This is a genomic window from Amycolatopsis sp. NPDC049688 (genome assembly GCF_040674975.1).
In the GTDB taxonomy this organism is placed as follows: Bacteria; Actinomycetota; Actinomycetes; order Mycobacteriales; family Pseudonocardiaceae; genus Amycolatopsis.
Genome location: NZ_JBFANY010000004.1, coordinates 172,221 through 191,777, shown reverse-complemented (window position 1 = coordinate 191,777; position 19,557 = coordinate 172,221). Strand labels below are relative to the sequence as shown.

Sequence of the window (19,557 nt, the reverse complement as noted above, 5' to 3'; positions counted from 1 at the left end):
CGGTTCGGCCTCCGCTACGCGCAACCGCACTTTCGGAGGCTCGTGGCGAGGGCGTCGATCGCGTCGCGGCCGGATTCGGTGTCGGAGCCGTTGGACATGAACGCGAAGACCAGCACCCGGCCGTCCTGGTCGAGAACCAGCCCGGCCAGGGTGTTGACGCCGGTGAGCGTGCCCGTCTTGGCCCGCACCCAGCCCCGGCCGGCCTGCGACGCCGGCGTGTCGAACCGCTTGTCCGCGAGGGTGCCCGAGCCGCCGGCCACCGGGAGGCCCGCCAGCACCGGGCGCAGCTTCGCGGTGCCCGGGTTCTTGCCCTCCGGCGCCGCCGCGGCCGCCAGCAGCTGGGTCAGCAGCCGCGCCGGGATGCGGTTCTGCGACGAGATGCCGCTGCCGTCGGACAGCACGACGCCGGTGACGTCGAAACCGTGGTCCTTCAGGACCTTGATGGTCGCCTTGGCGCCGCCGGCGTAGCTCGCCTCCTCGCCGTTCGCGAGCGCGACCTGCCGGGCGACTGCCTCGGCGAGGACGTCGTCGGACAGCTCCATCAGGTCGGACACCAGCTCGGTCAGCGGGGCCGACTTGACCTCGGCGACGACCTTCGCGCTCTTGGGCGCGGTCGCCTGGCCACCCGCGGAGGCGCCCAGCTTCGAGGCGATCGACTGGGCGAGCGCGCTGCCCGCGTTCGCCGTGCGCTGCGAGTTGTTGTCCTTGGGGTTGATGCGGCCGCCGTCGGCCATCACGGGCGCCATCTGCGTCGCGTACGTCGACGGCGCGTCACCCGCTTCCCAGCCCGGCGCGGTCGTCGCCCCCTTGAACAGGGTCAGGTCGACCTGCACCTTCTTGACGCCCGGCACCGCCTTCTTGACCTGCGCGACGAGGTCGTCGACGTGCGCGGCCCCCGGGTACAGGGGCGAGTCGGTGCCCAGCGGCAGGTTGGTGAGCGTCGTGTCGCCGCCGCCGACCAGGATCACCGTGCCCGGGTCCGCGCCCTGCACGATCTTGGTCGACAGGCGCAGGTTGTGGTCCAGCGACAGCAGCGCGGCCGCGGACGTGAGCACCTTCGTCGTCGACGCGGGCGTCACCGGGGTCGCCGAGCTGTGGTCCCACAGCGTGGTCCCGGTCACCGGGTCGACCACGCTGCCGGTGAGCTGGCCGAGCGCGCCGCTGCCGGCCGCGCCGGCCAGCGCGGACTTGACGCCGTTGGCACTCGGCGCGGTGCCGGCCGTGGCGGGTCCCTGCAGCTGGTGCGTCGCCGAGGCGGGCGAGGGCGGGTCCCCCTTGGGCGCGTTCGGCGCCCACGGCAGGGCCAGCCGGTTCGCCACCTTCGGCATCGCGGCGGCGACCCCGCCACCGGCCAGCACCAGCAGGACGACCACGACCAGCGCGATCAGCTTGCCCTTGCGCCGTTTCTTCGGCGGCTCTTCGCCGGACGGCGCCTCGGCCGCGGGCGGGACCGGCGGCTCGGCGGGCGGCTCGGCCCGCGGTGGCTCGTTGCGCAGCTGGGGCTGCTGCTGGAAGACGCCGGGGAACTGGGTGGGCCGCTCGATCCCGACGGTCGCCTCGGCGTCGAACCGCTGCCCGTCCGGTTCGATCCGCTGCGGGCGGGCCAGCGTGCCGGCGGACGCCGAGGGCACCACCCCGCGCGGCGGCTCCGGCGGCAGCGCGGGACGGCGGTCGCCCGGCTCGGCCGGCCGGTCGCCGGCCCGCTCCTCGCGCAGCTCGATGCGCTGGCTCCAGGGTGCGTCGGCCCGCTGCTGGGCGTCGGTGCGCTGCTGCTGGGATTCCGGACGCTGCTGCTGAGGTTCCGGGCTCTGCTGCTGGGCCTCGGCACGCTGCTGGTCGTCGCGGCGGTTCAGCTGCTCTTCGCGGCGTTGCTGCTCCTCGCGCCACAGCTGCAGCTCTTCGCGCCACTGCTGCTGCGGCTCCTCCGGGCGATCCTGCTGTTCGCGAGACCAGACATCGCGCTCGACCGGCACCACCGGCGTCGGCTGCTTCACCTCGATGAACTGGGTGCTCTCCGCGGCCGGCTTCGGCTGCTCGACGCGGATGTACTCGGTGCCCTCTTCGGCGGGCTTCGGCGGCTGCTTGGGTTCGCGGCTGCCGAGCCGGTCGGCCAGGTCCTGCTTCGGCGGGGCCGGCGGCGGCGCGGGCTCCTCCGCGGGCACGTTGAGCCCCGGGATCGGCTCAGGCGGCACGTTCGGCGCGAACCACGACCCCTTCGGCGCGTCGCTGCCTGTGACCTTGGGCACGCCGGCGCGGTCGCCGCCGGCCGCCGGCGGGTCGGGCAGGGCCATCGGAGTGGTCTCCCGCGCGCCGGACGACGAGCGGTCTTCGTCCGACGAAGGCCACATCGGCTGGTCGTTTTCCGGCACCCACCACTCCTTCTCACCTGCCCCGGAAGGGGCCAAGCTCACATGCCGCGAGGCCGACATCGATGCGACCCCGCGGCAGGGCGTAGTCCACACTAGGAGACGTCAAGACAGTCATGAAGGTTGCCGCCCACGACGCGTGGTGCCTGGATCCGACAGAAGAAGCAGCGAGGACGGCGTGGAGTTCGACGTCACGATCGAAATCCCCAAAGGGGAGCGCAACAAGTACGAGGTCGACCACAAGACCGGCCGCATCAAACTGGACCGGACCCTGTTCACGGCCACGCAGTACCCGGCCGACTACGGCTTCATCGACGACACCCTCGGCCAGGACGGCGACCCGCTCGACGTGCTCGTCCTCGTGCAGGAGCCGACGTTCCCGGGCTGCCTGATCCGCTGCCGCGCGATCGGCATGTTCCGGATGACCGACGAGAAGGGCCCGGACGACAAGGTCCTCGCGGTCCCGACGAACGACCCGCGCCTGGAGCACCTGCGCGACATCCACCACCTGAACGAGTTCCACAAGCTGGAGATCCAGCACTTCTTCGAGGTCTACAAGGACCTCGAGCCCGGCAAGAGCGTCGAAGGCTCGTCCTGGGTCGGCCGCGCCGAGGCCGAGAACGAGATCGCCCGCTCGTACGAGCGGGAGACCGACCGCCTGGCCAAGGAAGACGCCAACGGCGGCCACTGAGCCCACGAAAAAGGCCCCCTCGGATCTCCCGAGGGGGCCTTTTTCACGCCGTCAGTGCGCCAGGGCGAGCGCCGGGGCGGCCTCTTCGGCCTCCGCGCGCTGCTCCATCGCCGATTTGTCCGACAGCGGCTTCTCCTTGAGGAACCACACCAGCACGAAACCGGCGGTCAGCACGATCCCGCCGACCAGGAACACCGTGCTCATCGACTCGGCGAAGCCCTGCAGGATCGGCCGGGCCAGCGTCGGGTCGAGCGTCGACAGGAACGACGTGTCGTTGACGTCCAGGGCTCCGCTCTTCAGCTGCTGCGCGAAGGCGGGGTTCCGGCCCAGCGCCGACACGTAGGCCGGGCTGGTCAGCGCCGAGCGGATGGCGTTCGCGATCCGGTCGCCGACCGTGCCGAACAGGATCGACAGGAACACCGCGGTGCCCGCCGTGCCGCCGATCTGCCGGAAGAACGTCGCCGCCGAGGTGGCGACGCCGATGTCCTGCGGGCGGACGTCGTTGGTCGCGGCCAGCACCAGGGTCTGCATCGAGGAGCCGAGGCCGAGGCCGATCACGAAGGCGATCACCATGACCAGCGCCAGCGAGGTGTCGACGGTGATCGTCGACAGCGCGAACAGCGCCGCCGCCATCAGGCCGATCCCGGCCACCGCGAACATCTTGTACCGGCCGGTGGCCGCGATGATCCGGCCGCTGGTCAGGCTGGCGACCATGATGCCGAGCGTCAGCGGCAGCATCTGCAGGCCGGCCTGGGTCGGCGTCGCGCCCTTGACGATCTGCAGGTAGAGCGGCAGCGACATCATCGCGCCGAACATCCCGGCACCCTGCACGACGGTGACGATCGTCGACATCCGGAAGACGGACCGGTTGAACAGGCGCAGCGGCAGCAGGGCGGCGTCGCCCATCCGGCGTTCGATCCCGACGAAGGCGGCCACGCCCAGCGCGCCGACGACGTACATCGCGATCGAAGCAGCGGAGCCCCAGCCCCACTCACGGCCCTGCTCGGCGACGATCAGCAGCGGCACCAGGCCGGTGGCCAGCGCCACGGCACCCCAGTAGTCGACCTTCTGGTCCACGCGGGTGTGCGGGAGGTTCAGCACCTTGGAGACGACGACCAGCGCGGCCAGCGCGATCGGGACGTTGACCAGGAAGACCCAGCGCCAGCCGGTGATGCCGGCGAAGGTGTCGATCCCGGCGAAGAACCCGCCGACGACCGGCCCGGCCACGCTCGAGATGCCGAAGACGGCCATGAAGTAGCCCTGGTACTTGCTGCGTTCCCGCGGCGCGGTGATGTCGGTGATGATCGCCAGCGCCAGCGACATCAGGCCACCGGCGCCGAGGCCCTGGAAGGCGCGGAACGCGGCGAGTTCGTACATCGACGTCGCCATGCCGCTGGCCAGCGAGCCGACCAGGAACAGCGAGATCGCCGTCAGGTACATGGGCTTGCGGCCGTAGAGGTCGGACAGCTTGCCGTACAGCGGCGTCGAGAGCGTCGCGGTGATCAGGTACGCCGTGGTGGCCCAGGCCTGCAGGGACAGGCCGTGCAGCTCGTCGGCGATGGTGCGCATCGAGCTCGAAACGATGGTCTGGTCGAGCGCAGCGAGGAACATGCCGAGCATCAGCCCGGACAGGACGGTCAGGATCTGGCGGTGGGACAGCTTGCCTTTCGTAGCGGCTGCTCCTTCCGCCGTGGTGGTGTCGCTCATGGTGGTCTCCCTCGGAAGCCTTCGGCGTAGTTGCTTGTACCTCTCAACTACTTGCTTGAGCCAAGTATTCCGCGAGACGCTTGTATCGTGCAATCAAATATTCTGTGACGCCGGTCTCGGACACGCCGGAGGCCGCCTCCGGCATCCGGAGACGGCCTCAGGGGTGCTGGATCAGGCGGAGTAGCCCGGGATCGGGAACGGCGCCAGGAACTCGCGGATCTCCGCGGCGATCGTGTCCAGCGCGGACTCCTCGGACGCGGCCACCGCGGTGATCGTGCGGTCGATCCACTCCGCCACCTGCACCTGGTGCTCCGGCCGGAGACCCCGCGTCGTGATCGCGGACGTGCCGAGCCGGATGCCGGACGGGTCGAACGGCTTGCGCGGGTCGAACGGGACCGTGTTGTAGTTCAGCTCGATGCCCGCGCGGTCGAGGGCCTGCGCGGCCGGCTTGCCCGCGACGCCCTTGTTCGTCAGGTCGATCAGCAGCAGGTGGTTGTCCGTGCCGCCGGACACGAGGTCGTAACCGCAGGCGAGCAGGGCGTCGGCCAGCGCCCGGGCGTTGGCCACGATCGTGTGCGCGTACTCGCTGAACGACGGCTGCTGCGCCTCACCCAGCGCGACGGCGATCGCCGCGGTCGTGTGGTTGTGCGGGCCGCCCTGCAGGCCGGGGAACACGGCCTTGTCCACGGCCTTCGCGTGCTCGGCGTCGGACAGGATCATCGCGCCGCGCGGGCCGCGCAGGGTCTTGTGCGTGGTCGTGGTGATCACCTGCGCGTGCCCGACCGGCGACGGGTGCGCGCCGCCCGCGACCAGGCCGGCGATGTGCGCGATGTCGGCGACGAGCACCGCGTCCACCTCGGCGGCGATCTCGGCGAAGGCCGGGAAGTCGATCGTGCGCGGGATCGCCGTGCCACCGGCGAAGATCAGCTTCGGCCGGTGCTGCCGGGCCAGGTCGCGCACCTGGTCGAGGTCGACGCGGCCGGTCTCCTTGGCGACGCCGTAGCGCACGGGGGTGAACCACTTGCCGGTCGCCGAGACGCTCCAGCCGTGCGTGAGGTGGCCGCCGTCCGGCAGCGCCATGCCGAGCACGGTGTCCCCGGGCTGGGCGAAGGCCAGGTAGACGGCCAGGTTCGCCGGCGAACCGGAGTACGGCTGGACGTTCGCGTGGTCGGCGCCGAACACGGCCTTCGCCCGGTCGATGGCGAGCTGCTCGACCTGGTCGATGAACTGCTGGCCCTCGTAGTACCGCTTGCCCGCGTAGCCCTCGGAGTACTTGTTGGTGAGCACGCTCCCGGTCGCCTCGAGCACGGCCTGCGAGACGTAGTTCTCCGAGGCGATCAGGCGGATCTTGTCGTGCTGGCGCTTGGCTTCGTCCTCGACGAGCCCGGCGATGGCGGGGTCGGCGGTGGCGAGCGCGTTCAGTTTCGGCTGGTGTGTCATGGCGTACTCCGGCTCTGGAGTGGCCTTCACCCAGGCGCGCGGTGCCGGCCTCGTCGTCGCTTCCCGGTGGTGCTCCACCTCGATGGCGCCAGTCGCTGCTGCGCGTAAGAGCCTAGTCCACCGCGCTCGAAGCGCGATGCACGTCAATCCACGACCACGACCCCCATCGAGCGGGCCGTGCCGGCGATCGTGCGCATCGCCGCCTCGACGTCGGAAGTGTTAAGGTCCGGCAGCTTCCGTTCGGCGATCTCGCGGAGCTGCTGCGTCGTCAGCTTGCCCGCGACCTCGTGCCCCGGACGCGCGGAACCCTTGTCCCCCAGCACTTTCTTGATGAGGAACGACGTCGGGGGTGTCTTGAGCCGGAGCGCGAACGAGCGGTCCTCGAACACCGAGACGACCACGGGGACGATGTCGCCGCGCTGGGCCGCCGTGGCCGCGTCGTAAGCCTTCTTGATCTCGACGAGGTTGACCCCGGTCTGCCCCAGCATCTTGCCGAGGTCGACGACCGGGGCGTTGCCCGCGGTGAGTTCCAGGGTGACCTGGTGGGTGAGTTTCTTCTTCGGAGCCATGCCCCGAAGCTAGAGTCTCCAGTTACTGGAGGGTCAAACCGGTTTTGTGCCGGCCCGGTGCCGGCGCGCCAGCTCCTGGTAGATCGCCGCGTTGTGCTCGACCCACATCCGCGCCGAGTCGGTCAGCGGGACGAACTTCTTCGCCGGGCTGCCCATCGCGATGACCTCCTCGGGCACCTCCGTCGACGGCGTGACCGTCGCCCCGGCCGCGACCAGCGCCCGCGCGCCGATCTTCGCCTTGTCGAGCACGGTCGAGCCGTTGCCGATCAGCGCCTGCTCCCCGATCGTGCAGTCGTGCACCAGGCACTGGTGGCCCACGGTGACGTTCCTGCCGACCTCGCAGACGCCGTCGTTGACGTGGATCACCGAGTTGTCCTGGATGTTGGCGCCCTCCCGGATGACGATCCGGCCGAAGTCGGCCCGGATCACCGCGCCGAACCAGACCGAGGCGTCCTTCTCGACGACGACGTCGCCGATGAGGGTGGCGGTGGGGGCGATCCAGGCGTCCGGGTGGACCTGCGGGCTGAGCCCTTCGAACGAGAACAGAGGCATGCCCGCACCCTAAACCGCGCAGGCCCCCTTCCCCGGCCGAGCGGGGAAGGGGGCCGTTCGCGAGCCGCGGCCGGTTGCTGGGGGTCAACCGGTGATCGCGGCGTTGATCAGGAGGTCGACGGCCTGGTCGTTGCGCGTGGTCTGCGGGACGATCTGCGTGTCACGCGGGTAGAAGCCCGGGTTGCTGCCCGTCGGGTACATCTCGAAGGTGAAGCTCCAGATCTTGTGCGTCGCCCACATCCAGTCGTTGACGCTGCCGTCGGTGATGTAGAGGTCGCTGGACTGCTCCGGCGTGTAGCCGTTGGTGGCGGCCATCTGCTTGCCGAGTGTCTGGAACTTCTGCGCCTCGGCCGCGGTCATGCCGGTCGCGGTGTCGGCGTAGGTGTAGCCGAAGGGCCAGAGCACCAGCTCGGAGTAGGTGTGGAAGTCGATGTGCGTCTTGATCTGCTGGACGCCGCCGACGACCCGCGAGTTCACCCAGTTCGAGACGGCCCGGGTCTCGGGCGCCGAGAAGGCCGCCGTGCCGCGGTAGGTCTCGCTGGACGTCGAGCCCGACGAGCCGCCGCAGCAGCCCCACTTGTAGCCCCAGTTGCGGTTGGTGTCGGTGCCGGGGCCCTGGCGGTTCTTGCGCCAGCTGTGGAACGTGCCGCCGGAGATGTCGTACTCGGAGCCGTCCGGGTTGACGCTGGGGATCACCCAGATCTCGGTGCTGTCGACCAGCCGCTTGATCGCGCTGTTCGTGGCGTATCCGCTGGTCAGCCGGTCGACGATGTGCAGGCACATCTCGGTGGTGAGGTGTTCGCGGGCGTGCTGGTTGCAGGTGAAGAGGACCTCGGGCTCGTTCTCGTCGGTGGCGGCGTTGTCGCTGATCTTGATCAGCGAGAGCGCCCGGCCCTCGTACGACGTGCCGGCGCTGCCGAGCTTGGTCAGCGACGGGTAGTTCGCGACGGCCTTCTGCAGCTCGGTCTGCGTCTCGGCGTAGGTGTGGTAGCCGGTGTAGCCGGCCGGGAAGTCCTCGACGGTCTCCGTGCCCTGCGGCCGGTTCACCTTGCCGAGCGACTTGACACCGAAGCCGAGCGCGCGCAGCTGGGCGGCTTCGCCGGGGTTGGCGATGACGGTGGTCGTCGCGCCTTCGGCGTCGAGGATGTCCGCGCCGGTGCGCGCGACCTCGGTGCGCTGCTGGGCGGTGGCGGCACCGGTGATCTCGTAGACCTGCGGGCCGCCGGGCTGGGCGGCACCGGCCTGGCCGCCGACGGTGAGCACCAAGAGGGCGGCCGCGGCCGCTGCCATGCACGTTCGTGTGCGCATCACGTCTCCTGCTCTCGGGGGTTCCTCGACCTTGGCCGGAGCCGGACGGAGGGCGCAATCCGGAGCAGTACGGATCTATTGGCGGTTTCTACCCGTAGTTCGCGAAGCAGAGCGCCTCGATGTCGGCACGCAGCGTGGCGAACGGCCGCGGGCGCACGCGCTGCTGGACGACCGTGCCCAGCAGGTAGGACAGCAGCGCCCGGGCGCGGGCCCGCGGGTCGTCGACGTCGAGCGGGGCGAGGAGCTCGGCGAGCAGTTCGGTGAGCGAGGTGAGCATGACGTCGATGGCCTGCGGGTGCTGGGCACGGCCGGCGGCGATCCAGTACTCGAACCAGAGGAAGGCGGCGTTCGGGTTGGCGGCGAAGACGCTCAGGTACTCCTCGAGGACGGCGAAGAGCCGCTCGCGGGGTTCGTCGTGCTTCGCGGCGACCTCGCGCAGGCCCGCGGCGAAGGCGGTGATGTGCGCAGCCATGGCCCGGTCGATGAGGACGTCGATGTCGGCGAAGTAGTAGTGGATGGCGCTCTTGGTGAGCGGGCCGGCGTCGGCGATGGCCCGCACGGTGCACCCGGCGAGGCCATCGCGGGCGAGCACGACACGGGCGGCTTCGACGATCTGTTCCTGCTTGGCCAGCTGGTTGGGCGAGAGCCGCTCGCTGCGACCGGGGACTGCGCTCACGGTGATTCTCGTTACCTTCTTCCTGGACGTCAGCCTGGAAATCCTAGGGCAGACGTCCTGTGGGTGGCGTTCGGGTGAAAAACCGGATTGGCCACCCCGCTCCGCGCAGCGGACAATGCCCGGCATGGTGATCTCAGGGGACAAGGGGCTCAGCCCGGCTGCGCGCAGCCAGCTGGAGAAGGAAATCGCGAACTTGCGCGCACAGCGGGAGGCCCTCGCGCCGCAACCGGGCGAGCAGGAGCGCACGGGCGACGCGGCGGACCAGGCGGACGTGATCGACCGCGCAGAGGCAGCGGCCCGCCTCGACCGCCAGATCGCCGACCTGGCGGCCAAGATGGAACACGGCGGCTACGGCAACAGCCAGCTCCCGGACGGCACGGTGGTGTCACTGCGCTTCCCGGACGGAGACGAAGAGACGTTCCAGGTGGTGACGGTCCCCGGCGAGGATGCGGACGCGATCACCTCGGACAGCCCGTTGGGCCTGGCCTTGGTGGGCGCCAAGGCGGGCGACGAGATCACCTACCGAACGCCCCGAGGCGACGCCAAGGCCACGGTGGTGAAGGTAACGCCGCCGAAGTAGTACGTCCCCACGAAGGGCCCCCGGCGTCAGCCTGGGGGCCCTTCGCTGTCTGGATTCGACCCGGACGAGTGGTTCCAGAACAAATCCGCGCCCAGGGCGACCACGACTGGGGTCTGGGGAGGGCACCCTGCTCTCGAGGGCAGCGGGCTTTCACCTGCGCCTCCGGGAATCGAGCCCCCGACCCATTGATGAGCAAAGACCGGACTCCGCGCAGACCTCTCCGGAATGCTCACCTTTTACGCCGAATCGAGGGGACGCCTCGGCGAGCACGGACCGCCGAGCGGCCGATCCACTAGCCGGCCGGTGTGCAGGCCTCGGGGCACGTCGGCGGTACGGGACGCTCGTGTCTACTGAAGCCATCGTCACCCGCATCGCGGAGATGTCGACCGGCAGCCTCTGGGCCCTCGTGGCGCTTTTCGCCGTAATCTTCAGTGGCGCATTCCTCCTCGTGCGCCAGTTCCTGAAGAATCGCCAGCCCGGCGACCGCGTTCGAGTCAAAGCTCCCTTCTTCGAGATCGAGGCCGGCCCTCCACCGGTCGCCGAGGCTCAGCTCCAAGAGCAGCGCAACGACGATGACGGGACGACGCCCAAGCCGAAGGGGACCAGCCCGCCAGTCGCCCGATCTCCTCGACGCACTGGCGGAGCCGAGCAACGTTGAAACCGACCGGCTCGCTGGTCGAGGGTGCGACTGTCGAACCCGTGTTCACCACGGACTTCGTCGGGCCCGTCATCGGCAGGCTCATGCCGCTGCCAAGCAGCCCTTGGCTGGGTGAATCTGCGGACTTTCTCCGCCCACCAGCCGGGGGCCTAGTCACCCAGCAGACGAGTCAGGCCCCACCCGAGGTATCTCGGATGGGGCCTGACCTGCGGAGCCGCCTGGGGGAATCGAACCCCCGACCTATTCATTACGAGCAGAATTCGTCACTTGTTGACCTTGGTCGCAGGGCTCTGACCTGTAGGTTCATAGTCTCCAGGCGTCCGTGGACGTCCGTCGCTTGCCGCCCTGATTGCCCCTCAGTTCGACACTCAGCAAACGCCAACGCGGCTGGACCAGCGGAGGCGCAGTTCCCCGCGTGGCAACCCATTACATGACCCGTGTAACTCATCGATTCGATCATCACGAGACAGCAGAGACCGGCTCGCGAGCGAGCCGGGAGTCCCTTGACCTGCGTATGTCCAGCAGACTTGGAGCTGAGACCTCGTCGTTATCAAGGCAAGACGCGACACGAACTGCTCACTGCGAGCCCCTGGCCCACGCTTCAGTGTCCGTATACGTCCACCAACGACTACGGGCTAAACCCGGCGCTTGTCACTCAGTTCGTCGCTCACCGCGCTGTCCTGACGAGAAGAACGTGCCGGCCACAACTTCAGGCCCGAATCTACGGGTCTGTCAAACGAGCGGTGTAACTCGGGTTGAAGGGGAACTATTTGCGTCCGGCGGCCAGGCGGCCGTCGAAGGCGATCTCGAAGGCGTTGAGGGCGGGTTTCCAGCGCATGGTCCAGCGTTTGCGGCCGGTGCCTGTTGGGTCGAGGCTCATGATCGCCATGTAGACGCACTTGAGCGCGGCCTGCTCGTTGGGGAAGTGCCCGCGGGCTTTCACGGCGCGGCGGATGCGGGCGTTGACGCTTTCGATCGCGTTGGTCGAGCAGATCACCCGCCGGATCTCCGGGTCGAACGCCAGGAACGGCACGAACTCCGCCCACGCGTTGTCCCACAACCTGACGATGGCCGGGTATCGGGTGCCCCAGACCTCGGCGAATTCTGCGAACCGCTCGCGAGCGGCGGCCTCGGTGGGCGCGGTGTAGACGGGTTTGAGTGCCCTGGCGATCGCGTCCCAGTGCTGGCGGCCGGCGTAGCGGAAACTGTTGCGCAGCAGGTGAACAACGCACGTCTGGGTGATCGTGGCCGGCCAGACCGCGGTGATCGACTCGGGCAGGCCGGTCAGCCCGTCGCAGACGACCATGAGCACGTCAGAGACGCCGCGGTTCTTCAGCTCGGTGAGCACGTGCAGCCAGTGCTTGGCGCCCTCGCCGCCCTCGCCGGCCCACAAGCCGAGGATGTCGCGACGCCCTTCGCAGGTCACCGCCAACGCGACATAGATCGGCCGGTTGGCGACCTTGCCGTCGCGGATCTTGACGTGGATCGCGTCGATGAAGATCACCGGATAGACCGGGTCGAGGGGCCGGTTCTGCCACTCGACCATGCCCTCGATGACCTTGTCAGTGATCGTGGAGATGGTCTGCCGGGACACCTCGGCGCCATAGACCTCGGCTAGATGCGCGGAGATCTCCCGGGTCGTCAGGCCTTTCGCGGCCAGGGAGATCACCATCTCGTCCACGCCGCCCAGGCGTTTCTGCCGTTTGGCCACGATCTTGGGTTCGAAGCTGGCGTCCCGGTCCCGCGGCACGTCGATCTGGACCGGGCCGACGTCGGTGAGCACGGTCTTGGAGCGGGTGCCGTTGCGGGAGTTTCCGGTCCCACGGCCGGCCGGGTCGTGCTTGTCATAGCCAAGGTGGTCGGTGATCTCGCCCTCGAGTGCTGACTCCAGCAGCCGTTTGGTCAGCTGCGCCAGCACCCCGCCCTCGCCGGTCAGCGCCAGCCCACCGGCCTTCGCGCGGCTCACCAGCTGCGCCACGAGCTGCTCGTCCAAGCCGTCCAGGCCGGTCTCGGGCGTCGAGTCCTCAGCGTTCTCCACGCCGGACATCATGTCGGTCATCAGGTGCACTTCCATGATCAGGAGTTACACCGCTCGTTTTACAGTCCCCGATCTACACGACGACTCCCACTCGACAGCTCTTTGCGTCGCCCCAACGGTGGCGAGGGGGCTGTTGCATTCTGAGCTAGTTCGACGACTCTAGGTTGCATCACCTGGGATCAGCATGTCGACGAGGGGAAAGATAGCCGTGGGTATCGAAGTCGTGTTGGGGGCTTTGATCGCTTGGGCCGCGAGCAAGGCGCGCCGAGCGGGCAAAGCGCTGGACGGTGTGACCGACGAGGTTGTCGATGGTCTTGCGGTCAAGGCGCGAACGAAGATTTTAGAGCTGGTACTGGGCAAGGTTGGCGACACACCAGCTGTGAAGGCGCTGGAGGCGGAGGTCGCCACGGGCGGCGAGGTGTCCGAGTTAACCCGGACCAAGGTGGAGCTGGCGGTAACAGCCGCGGAACGTGATGACACCCAGTTCGCTCAGGCCCTGCAGGCGGCAGTGGCAGAGGCGTTATCGCACGGTGGAACAGTCGCAATGCCCGGCGGGACGGTGATCACCGGCACGGCCAGCACCTCCGGATCGGGGGATGCATTTGGCGCAGTTGGTGCGGTGTACAAGGGGCAGGCGCCGGACCCTCAGCAGCCGGACCGGGCATAGCGCCGCTCGGCCCGGCGACCACCTATGCAGCCCAACCGGCGCCGGCGTCCACCAAGATCACCGGGCACGGCCACGCTGGCCCGGGCGGCACCGCAATCGGTGCAGTCGAACAGCTCATCATCAGCTCAGCTACCGAACCGGAATCCGCGGCGGTCGTCGAGGCACTGCGCCCGGGGCGGACCGCAGGTGTGTTCGTGGGCCGGGAAACTGAGGTGAAGCAGCTACTCGAGCTCCTCGGCCCCGCCCAGGCGAACGAGAAGGGCGCCGATGGCCACAGCGCCACGTCGGTGGTGGTGTCGGCAGTATCAGGAATGGGCGGAATCGGCAAGACCGCCCTGGCTGAACGCACCGCGCTGCTCGCCGCCGAACAGGGCTGGTTCACCGGCGGAGTCCTGCGGGTCGACCTGCGGGGCAACACGCCAGGCCGACCGCCGGTACGGCCGGAACAGACCTACGGCTGGCTGCTGCGAGAGCTGGGCCTGAACGCCGAGCAGGTGCCCAGCACGATCGACGCGCAGGCTGGTGCCTACCACCAGCTCCTCGATCAGCTTGCCACCGCCGGCCAGCGGGTGCTGCTGGTATTGGACAACGCCGCCGACGCCACCCAAATCGAAGACCTGCTGCCACGTCATCCCGCGCACCGGGCATTAATAACCACCCGCGATGTCCTGGCGCTACCCCGCGCCCGACGGATCTCTCTGGATGTTTTGCCCGAGCCCGACGCGGTCGTGATGCTGACGCAGCTTTTGCGCGAGGCTGATCCGCAGGACTTGCGCCCAGACGGTGATTCGGCTGCTGTTGTGCGACTGGTCAAGTTGTGCGGCCGTCTGCCGTTGGCGGTGGAGATCGTGGCCGCGATCCTGATCGACGAACAGTCCCTACCAGTGGCGGAGCTGGTTGCCCAACTGAGCGACGCAGATACTCGACTTACCGGCATCACCCACGCCATCGGTGACGTCGAGGCGGTCATCGACTTCTCCTACCGGCGTCTCGCCGCCCGAGACCCGGACGCCGCCGCGCTGCTGCCCCTCCTGACGACCAACCCCGGCCCGGACTTCGCCACTGACTCCGCTGCAGCTTTGGCAAACGTAGAGGTGACGTTGGCCGCGCCGCGGTTGCGAGTTCTGCGGGCTGCGTCACTGCTGCAGCACACGCCTGCGGGCCGGTGGCGGCTACACGACCTGGTGGCTCTCTACGCCCGCAGCCTGATCACCCCCGATATCGCCGCCCTGGCCACGACCCGCCTTCTGGATTACTACAGCGTTACTGCGGATGCGGCCGACGATCACCTGCGGGCGCTCCCCGGACAACCAGTCCCGGACCGCTTCACCGTCCGCCAGGACGCCATGAACTGGTTCGATGCTGAGCACACCAACTTGGTTGCCGCGGTCGCCCATGCCCTAAACACGGGCCACCTCGCCCATACCATTAACCTCGCCAGCTACCTGGGTAGGTACTTGACCTGGCGACGGTTCCTGCAGGACTGGGTCACCGTTGCCATCCACGCCTCCACCGCCGCCATGGCCCTCGACCACCGACCGACCTCCGCCGCGGTGTGGAACAACCTCGGGAGCGCGCTGCAGGAGGTCCGGCGGTTCGACGATGCCATCACCGCCTACGAACAAGCCCGCGACCTCTACCAGGAACTCGGCGACCGCCACGGCGAAGGCGCTGCCTGGAACAACCTCGGCATCGCGCTGCAGCAGGTGCGGCGGTTCGACGACGCCATCACCGCCCAACAGAACGACCTTGAAATCTGTCAGGAGCTCGGTGATCGCCACGGCGAAGCCATGGCATGGGGCAACCTTGGGAACGCGCTGCAGCAGGTGCGGCGGTTCGACGACGCCATCACCGCCCACGAACAAGCCCGCAACCTCTTTCAGCAGCTCGGCGACCGCCACGGCGAAAGCAATGCCTGGAACAACCTCGGGAACGCGCTGCGGCAGGTGCGGCGGTTCGACGACGCCATCACCGCCCACGAACAAGCCCGCAACCTCTACCAGGAACTCGGCGACCGCCACGGCGAAGGCGCTGCCTGGAACAACCTCGGGAACGCGCTGCAGCAGGTGCGGCGGTTCGACGACGCCATCACCGCCCACGAACAAGCCCGCAACGTCTACCAGGAACTCGGCGACCGCCACCGCGAAAGCGGTGCTTTGAACAACCTCGGCATCGCGCTGCGGCAGGTGCGGCGGTTCGACGACGCCATCACCGCCTACGAACAAGCCCGCTACCTCTACCAGGAACTCGGCGACCGCCACCGCGAAAGCGGTGCTTTGAACAACCTCGGCGTCGCGCTGCAAGAGATCCGGCGGTTCGACGACGCCATCACCGCCCACGAACAAGCCCGCAACGTCTACCAGGAACTCGGCGACCGCTACGGCGAAGGCAATGCCTTGAGCAACCTCGGGAGCGCGCTGCGGCAGGTGCGGCGGTTCGACGACGCCATCACCGCCTACGAACAAGCCCGCGACCTCTACCAGGAACTCGGCGACCGCCACCGCGAAGCTATGGCGTCAAACAACCTCGGGAACGCGCTGCAGGACGTGCGACTGTTCGACGACGCCATCACCGCCTACGAACAAGCCCGCAACGTCTACCAGGAACTCGGCGACCGCCACCGCGAAAGCGCTACCTGGAACAACCTCGGCGTCGCGCTGCAAGAGATCCGGCGGTTCGACGACGCCATCACCGCCCACGAACAAGCCCGCAACCTCTACCAAGAACTCGGCGACCACCACCGCGAAGGCATAGCGTGGAACAACCTCGGGAATGCGCTGGCAGACGGCGCGCGGAGCATTGAGGCAGTGCATGCATGGGGCAATGCGCTTGCAGCGTTCGAGAACGCTGGTGACGGTGAGCAAGCCGCCCGGCTTCGAACCTTGCTGGCCAGCCATGAACCAAACGAGTCGGGCTGAGAGGCCACTCTTCTCCCTGCCGGTCCACGATGCCAATCAGGATTCTGAGGGTCCGAAGCCGCAGCTGATCCCCTCCACTTTTCGCTGCGGCCAGCGAAGGTGACGAGCCCTACTCTAGGAGGCCTTGATCAAGCCCATACGGTCAGCCATGCCGCGGACCTCCCGAGCTACACCTTCGCGCCGGGCGCGGGCAAGCATGGTGGAGATAATCTCCCGCACAAACGGGTTGGTACGCGTTCGGATGCGCCCCAGCTTCTCGGCTTTGACCAGCAAGGCGAGCACCTCCTCATCGGGACGCCGAATGCCGTAAAGCGCGCGGGCGTGCTCGATCAGGAACGTGGTGCGACGCGAGTCGATCGTCAACTCGGCCGGATCAACGGTCGCCGCCAACTGCGCAGCTTCGGCGTGGTCGCCGCGTTCGAGGGCTGATGAGATGCGCCAGAGCACGACGTTGGCTGGGCTGAACAGCAGGAAGTTCCGGTTGCCGTACTCGACGTGCTCGGCCAGGCCGGCGGCCTCGTCGAGCGCTGCGGTGGCGTCGCCGCCCAGGACGGATTCGGTGTAGCCGGTGGTGAGGGTGAGCGCGCCGCGGACGTCGTAGGCGTCGGGCGGCACGTAGTCCAGGGCGCGTTCGGCGAGCTTGGAGGCTCGCTTGTGGGCGCCGAGGCCGGAGAGGGCCTGAGTGCGCGCGAATTCGGCGAGGGCGATCCAGGCGGGTTCGCCGAGGCGCTGCGCTGCCTCGTGGCCGCGATCGGCGGCGATCCAGGCCAGCTCGAACGCCCCCAGGCCCTTCGTGAGCAGGGCCGTGGTGTGGGTAGCGGTGACGAGCGAGCGGAGCGCGTCCGGCTTGTCGACATGGGTGTGCAGGGCCAGCAGCAGCTCAGGGAGCCGGGCGCCGACCTCGGCGTCTTGGTTCGCTTGCCGCAGCGCTGCGACCAGCTGTGTTTCGGACAGCAGCTGCGCAAGGTCGCCGATCGGCGGCTCGGTGCCGTCGAGGTCGGTGCTCAGCAGAGCGTCGCGGATAGCGGGGATGGCGGAGTCGGCCTGCGGGTCGCGGATCTCCAGCCCGTCGCCGGTGATGTCGGAGAGGCTGACGCGGAGCGCGCCGGCGATTGCGACCAGGGTTGAGCGCTTGTCGATCGCTGTGCGTTCGTTTTCGATCTTGGACAGGTAGCCCTTCGACAGGCCGGACAGGCCGGCGAGCTGTTCGAGGGACAGGCCACGCCAACGGCGAAGCCGGCGGATCGTGATGCCGATCGAGTCCATGCGCCTCAGGGTACAGACTGGGGTTTCCCAGCAGGAAACGTTCGTGACCTGCATCTTTGTACCGTCACTAACTATGCGTGATCGACGACGTACGCGACAGCACACCGAGGGTGTCGACCAGCTCGGCAGTCCCGCCCAGGTCGAGGTCGAGGTACGGGATGACGACCGGATCGCGCTGACCAGCTCGACGCCCCCAGGCGAGCCGATCCTGTTCAGCGCCGAGTCGGCCGCCCAGCTTCGGAACCAACTGGGTGACGCGTTGACCGTCTCGCTGCGCGACGCTCGCACAACTCGGGGGTGCAAGGCGCCATGACCGCGGAGCACTTCGACGACCGACCGACGTTCTGGTGCGGGGCGTCGCTGTTCAACTCGGGTGGTCAGCGGCTCAACGAGAACGATCTCGATACCTACCGGCATCCGCAGAAGCACGCGGACATGACCGATGCCGACTGGGAACAGGCCGCCGCCGCAGTCCGGGCGTTCGAGGTCGAGCGAGGGCTTCGATGACCGCGTTGGATGACGGGCCGATGACCGGCACCGGCTCGCATCAGGACTTCTGGGAGTGGCACGAGTTCACCGGGGGCGACGGTTGGGCTCACCTGTACCTGGACTCGGAGGTGACCAGTCCGCGGCTCGTCATGCTGCTGCCCTGGTGCCTGACCGACGTCCGCTTCCCGCTGGAGCACGACCGGCCCAGCGTCAGCCGCCGCCGGGTCATCCCGAGGCCCGGCCGGTTCTGCCCCGTCTGCGCGGCCCAGAACGAGCACCGGCGGATCGGGGTGCCACGTGCACGCTCGTGATCGCGAACTGCTCGCTGCGCTCTCCAAGGTCAACTCCAAGATCGGGAGAGTGACGGTCGAGCTGCTGACCCTCCAGGCGGACGACGCGGCCTATGCCGCCGGGCTGCGCACCCTCGGCCGCCAACTCGTCCATATCGGCGTTGCCCTCACCCAGCGCGCCGGAGAACTGGACGGCGCAGAACTTGACGTCTTCTCCCTGCTCATCACCCCCGACACAGAGACCCACGACCGAACGGAGCGGTCTAAACCGTGACCGAAACTCCCTCCGACCAGCCGTCATCGCCCTGGCCGGCGGCCTGCGCGAAGCCCGCACCCAGCGCGGCATCGGCCTGCGCCGACTCGCCGACATGATCGGCATCTACCCCGCCGTGCTGTCGAGCTTCGAACTCGGCCAACGCGCACCACAGGACACGATCGTCGCCCACATCCTCGGAGTCCTACGAGCACCACAACACGTGCGCGAACACCTCATCGACCTGGCCCGCCGGTCCCACGATCGCGACTTGATCGACCGCACCGGACGCGCCGAGAACTACCTGCGCACCGCCTTCGAACAGCGGTGGCTGCCGGCTGGCGGGAAGACCCCGACACCCTCCCGCTACTCCGCGACCGCGCCACCACCGACCCCGGCAAAACGTACGGCGAGCGGCAGTAGAAGCCTTGGCCACAGGCTGGCCCACAGACCCCCACACCCTCCCGCTACTCCGCGACCGCGCCACCACAGACCAAGACGAAGACGTACGACAGGCCGCCGCAACTGCCGTGAACCGATTCAGCTGAGGCAGCTACATCATTGGGAGCCATCGTCACAGCCTGACATTTGCTTTTGCCGAAATGGTTGACTACGGCGTGTCCTTGATCGGTTACGCGCGGCGTCGATGGGCACTTACCGACGGTAAGTCCACCGCCATCGAGCCGGCGATCGGCGGAGCGACTAGCGGCGACAGCTGCCACGTGCACTTATTGGTGAGCAAGCACAGCACAGACACAACTCCACAACTCCGTTGTCCACCCGCGTCGATCCACCACACTGCGCAAGTCCGTGCTTCGGGGCCAGCGGGCGCCGCCAATGCCCACACTCCATCGCGACACCAGTCGCGAGGCAGATCACTGACAACCCGTCAAGCTTCCCTGCGACAGGCTCTTAGTCACGCACTTAGTCACCCCACCAGACGAGTCAGGCCCCATCCGAGGTGTCTCGGATGGAGCCTGACCTGCGGAGCCGCCTGGGGGAATCGAACCCCCGACCTATTCATTACGAGTGAATCGCTCTGGCCGACTGAGCTAAGGCGGCATGTCTCCGGCTCGCGCTGGCGACGAT

19 protein-coding genes, 1 tRNA gene and 1 pseudogene are annotated in these 19,557 nt (G+C 68.4%); 11 read left to right on the top strand and 10 right to left on the bottom strand.

The annotated features are described in order from the left end of the window. Positions 1-14: 14 nt before the first annotated feature. Entirely contained in the window at positions 15-2,369 is a 2,355-nt protein-coding gene (gene dacB / locus AB0J55_RS16235; RefSeq protein ID WP_364248481.1) for a D-alanyl-D-alanine carboxypeptidase/D-alanyl-D-alanine-endopeptidase, read from the bottom strand. 175 nt (positions 2,370-2,544) lie between these two features. Here dacB and AB0J55_RS16230 point away from each other — a divergent pair, with 175 nt between their 5' ends. Then, positions 2,545-3,057, top strand: a complete 513-nt coding sequence (locus AB0J55_RS16230; RefSeq protein ID WP_364248479.1) for an inorganic diphosphatase — start codon at positions 2,545-2,547, stop codon at positions 3,055-3,057. A 51-nt stretch (positions 3,058-3,108) separates the two neighbouring features. Here AB0J55_RS16230 and AB0J55_RS16225 read toward each other — a convergent pair whose 3' ends face one another. The 6 genes from AB0J55_RS16225 to AB0J55_RS16200 form a co-directional block, all read right to left on the bottom strand. After that, positions 3,109-4,764, bottom strand: a complete 1,656-nt coding sequence (locus AB0J55_RS16225) for an MDR family MFS transporter (protein WP_364248477.1) — start codon at positions 4,762-4,764, stop codon at positions 3,109-3,111. A gap of 171 nt (positions 4,765-4,935) precedes the next feature. Further along, a complete protein-coding gene (gene glyA / locus AB0J55_RS16220) occupies positions 4,936-6,204 on the bottom strand; it encodes a serine hydroxymethyltransferase (RefSeq protein WP_364248475.1) in 1,269 nt (422 codons plus the stop codon). A gap of 143 nt (positions 6,205-6,347) precedes the next feature. Then, a complete protein-coding gene (gene rplK, locus AB0J55_RS16215; protein WP_364248473.1) occupies positions 6,348-6,773 on the bottom strand; it encodes a 50S ribosomal protein L11 in 426 nt (141 codons plus the stop codon). 33 nt (positions 6,774-6,806) lie between these two features. After that, positions 6,807-7,325 (bottom strand): gamma carbonic anhydrase family protein, encoded by a 519-nt coding sequence (locus tag AB0J55_RS16210; RefSeq protein WP_364248471.1) that lies wholly within the window; start codon positions 7,323-7,325, stop codon positions 6,807-6,809. An 84-nt stretch (positions 7,326-7,409) separates the two neighbouring features. After that, the gene (locus AB0J55_RS16205; protein WP_364249518.1) at positions 7,410-8,615 is read right to left on the bottom strand and encodes a M14 family metallopeptidase; all 1,206 of its coding nucleotides are present in this window, start codon (positions 8,613-8,615) and stop codon (positions 7,410-7,412) included. Positions 8,616-8,721: 106 nt separating this feature from the next. After that, the gene (locus AB0J55_RS16200; protein ID WP_013230483.1) at positions 8,722-9,309 is read right to left on the bottom strand and encodes a TetR family transcriptional regulator; all 588 of its coding nucleotides are present in this window, start codon (positions 9,307-9,309) and stop codon (positions 8,722-8,724) included. A 124-nt stretch (positions 9,310-9,433) separates the two neighbouring features. On the opposite strand from AB0J55_RS16200, the gene AB0J55_RS16195 reads away from it, so the two are divergent. Beyond that, on the top strand, positions 9,434-9,889 hold the full coding sequence (locus tag AB0J55_RS16195; protein WP_364248469.1) for a GreA/GreB family elongation factor: 456 nt from the start codon (positions 9,434-9,436) through the stop codon (positions 9,887-9,889). A gap of 343 nt (positions 9,890-10,232) precedes the next feature. Beyond that, on the top strand, positions 10,233-10,547 hold the full coding sequence (locus AB0J55_RS16190) for a hypothetical protein (RefSeq protein ID WP_364248467.1): 315 nt from the start codon (positions 10,233-10,235) through the stop codon (positions 10,545-10,547). 766 nt (positions 10,548-11,313) lie between these two features. Here AB0J55_RS16190 and AB0J55_RS16185 read toward each other — a convergent pair. Further along, complete coding sequence (locus AB0J55_RS16185; RefSeq protein ID WP_364249515.1) at positions 11,314-12,597, bottom strand: IS256 family transposase; 1,284 nt, start codon at positions 12,595-12,597, stop codon at positions 11,314-11,316. 196 nt (positions 12,598-12,793) lie between these two features. Between AB0J55_RS16185 and AB0J55_RS16180 the strand changes: the two genes are divergently transcribed. Next, a complete protein-coding gene (locus AB0J55_RS16180; protein ID WP_364248465.1) occupies positions 12,794-13,252 on the top strand; it encodes a hypothetical protein in 459 nt (152 codons plus the stop codon). 212 nt (positions 13,253-13,464) lie between these two features. After that, positions 13,465-16,170: a tetratricopeptide repeat protein gene (locus AB0J55_RS16175; protein WP_364248463.1), complete on the top strand. Its 2,706-nt coding sequence runs from the start codon at positions 13,465-13,467 to the stop codon at positions 16,168-16,170. Between the two features lie 114 nt (positions 16,171-16,284). On the opposite strand, the gene AB0J55_RS16170 is transcribed toward AB0J55_RS16175, so the two are convergent. Continuing rightward, on the bottom strand, positions 16,285-17,436 hold the full coding sequence (locus AB0J55_RS16170) for a helix-turn-helix transcriptional regulator (RefSeq protein ID WP_364248461.1): 1,152 nt from the start codon (positions 17,434-17,436) through the stop codon (positions 16,285-16,287). 73 nt (positions 17,437-17,509) lie between these two features. Here AB0J55_RS16170 and AB0J55_RS16165 point away from each other — a divergent pair, with 73 nt between their 5' ends. The 6 genes and pseudogenes from AB0J55_RS16165 to AB0J55_RS16140 all read left to right on the top strand — a co-directional run bounded on the left by AB0J55_RS16165 (position 17,510) and on the right by AB0J55_RS16140 (position 19,016). Beyond that, positions 17,510-17,749 carry a hypothetical protein gene (locus AB0J55_RS16165; RefSeq protein WP_364248459.1) on the top strand — a complete coding sequence of 80 codons (240 nt, stop codon included), beginning with the start codon at positions 17,510-17,512 and terminating at the stop codon, positions 17,747-17,749. After that, positions 17,746-17,943 carry a hypothetical protein gene (locus tag AB0J55_RS16160; protein WP_364248457.1) on the top strand — a complete coding sequence of 66 codons (198 nt, stop codon included), beginning with the start codon at positions 17,746-17,748 and terminating at the stop codon, positions 17,941-17,943. Before AB0J55_RS16165 ends, AB0J55_RS16160 begins: the two co-directional genes overlap by 4 nt. Continuing rightward, positions 17,940-18,236 (top strand): hypothetical protein, encoded by a 297-nt coding sequence (locus AB0J55_RS16155; RefSeq protein ID WP_364248455.1) that lies wholly within the window; start codon positions 17,940-17,942, stop codon positions 18,234-18,236. Before AB0J55_RS16160 ends, AB0J55_RS16155 begins: the two co-directional genes overlap by 4 nt. Positions 18,237-18,285: 49 nt before the next feature. Beyond that, positions 18,286-18,489, top strand: a complete 204-nt coding sequence (locus AB0J55_RS16150; protein WP_364248453.1) for a hypothetical protein — start codon at positions 18,286-18,288, stop codon at positions 18,487-18,489. After that, a pseudogene (locus AB0J55_RS16145) lies at positions 18,419-18,646 on the top strand (helix-turn-helix transcriptional regulator); the annotation flags it as partial. The gene AB0J55_RS16150 and the pseudogene AB0J55_RS16145, both read left to right, overlap by 71 nt. Before the next feature lie 160 nt (positions 18,647-18,806). Further along, the gene (locus AB0J55_RS16140) at positions 18,807-19,016 is read left to right on the top strand and encodes a HEAT repeat domain-containing protein (RefSeq protein ID WP_364249512.1); all 210 of its coding nucleotides are present in this window, start codon (positions 18,807-18,809) and stop codon (positions 19,014-19,016) included. A gap of 440 nt (positions 19,017-19,456) precedes the next feature. Here AB0J55_RS16140 and AB0J55_RS16135 read toward each other — a convergent pair. Beyond that, positions 19,457-19,530: transfer RNA gene (locus AB0J55_RS16135), tRNA-Thr, on the bottom strand. Positions 19,531-19,557 lie beyond the last annotated feature (27 nt).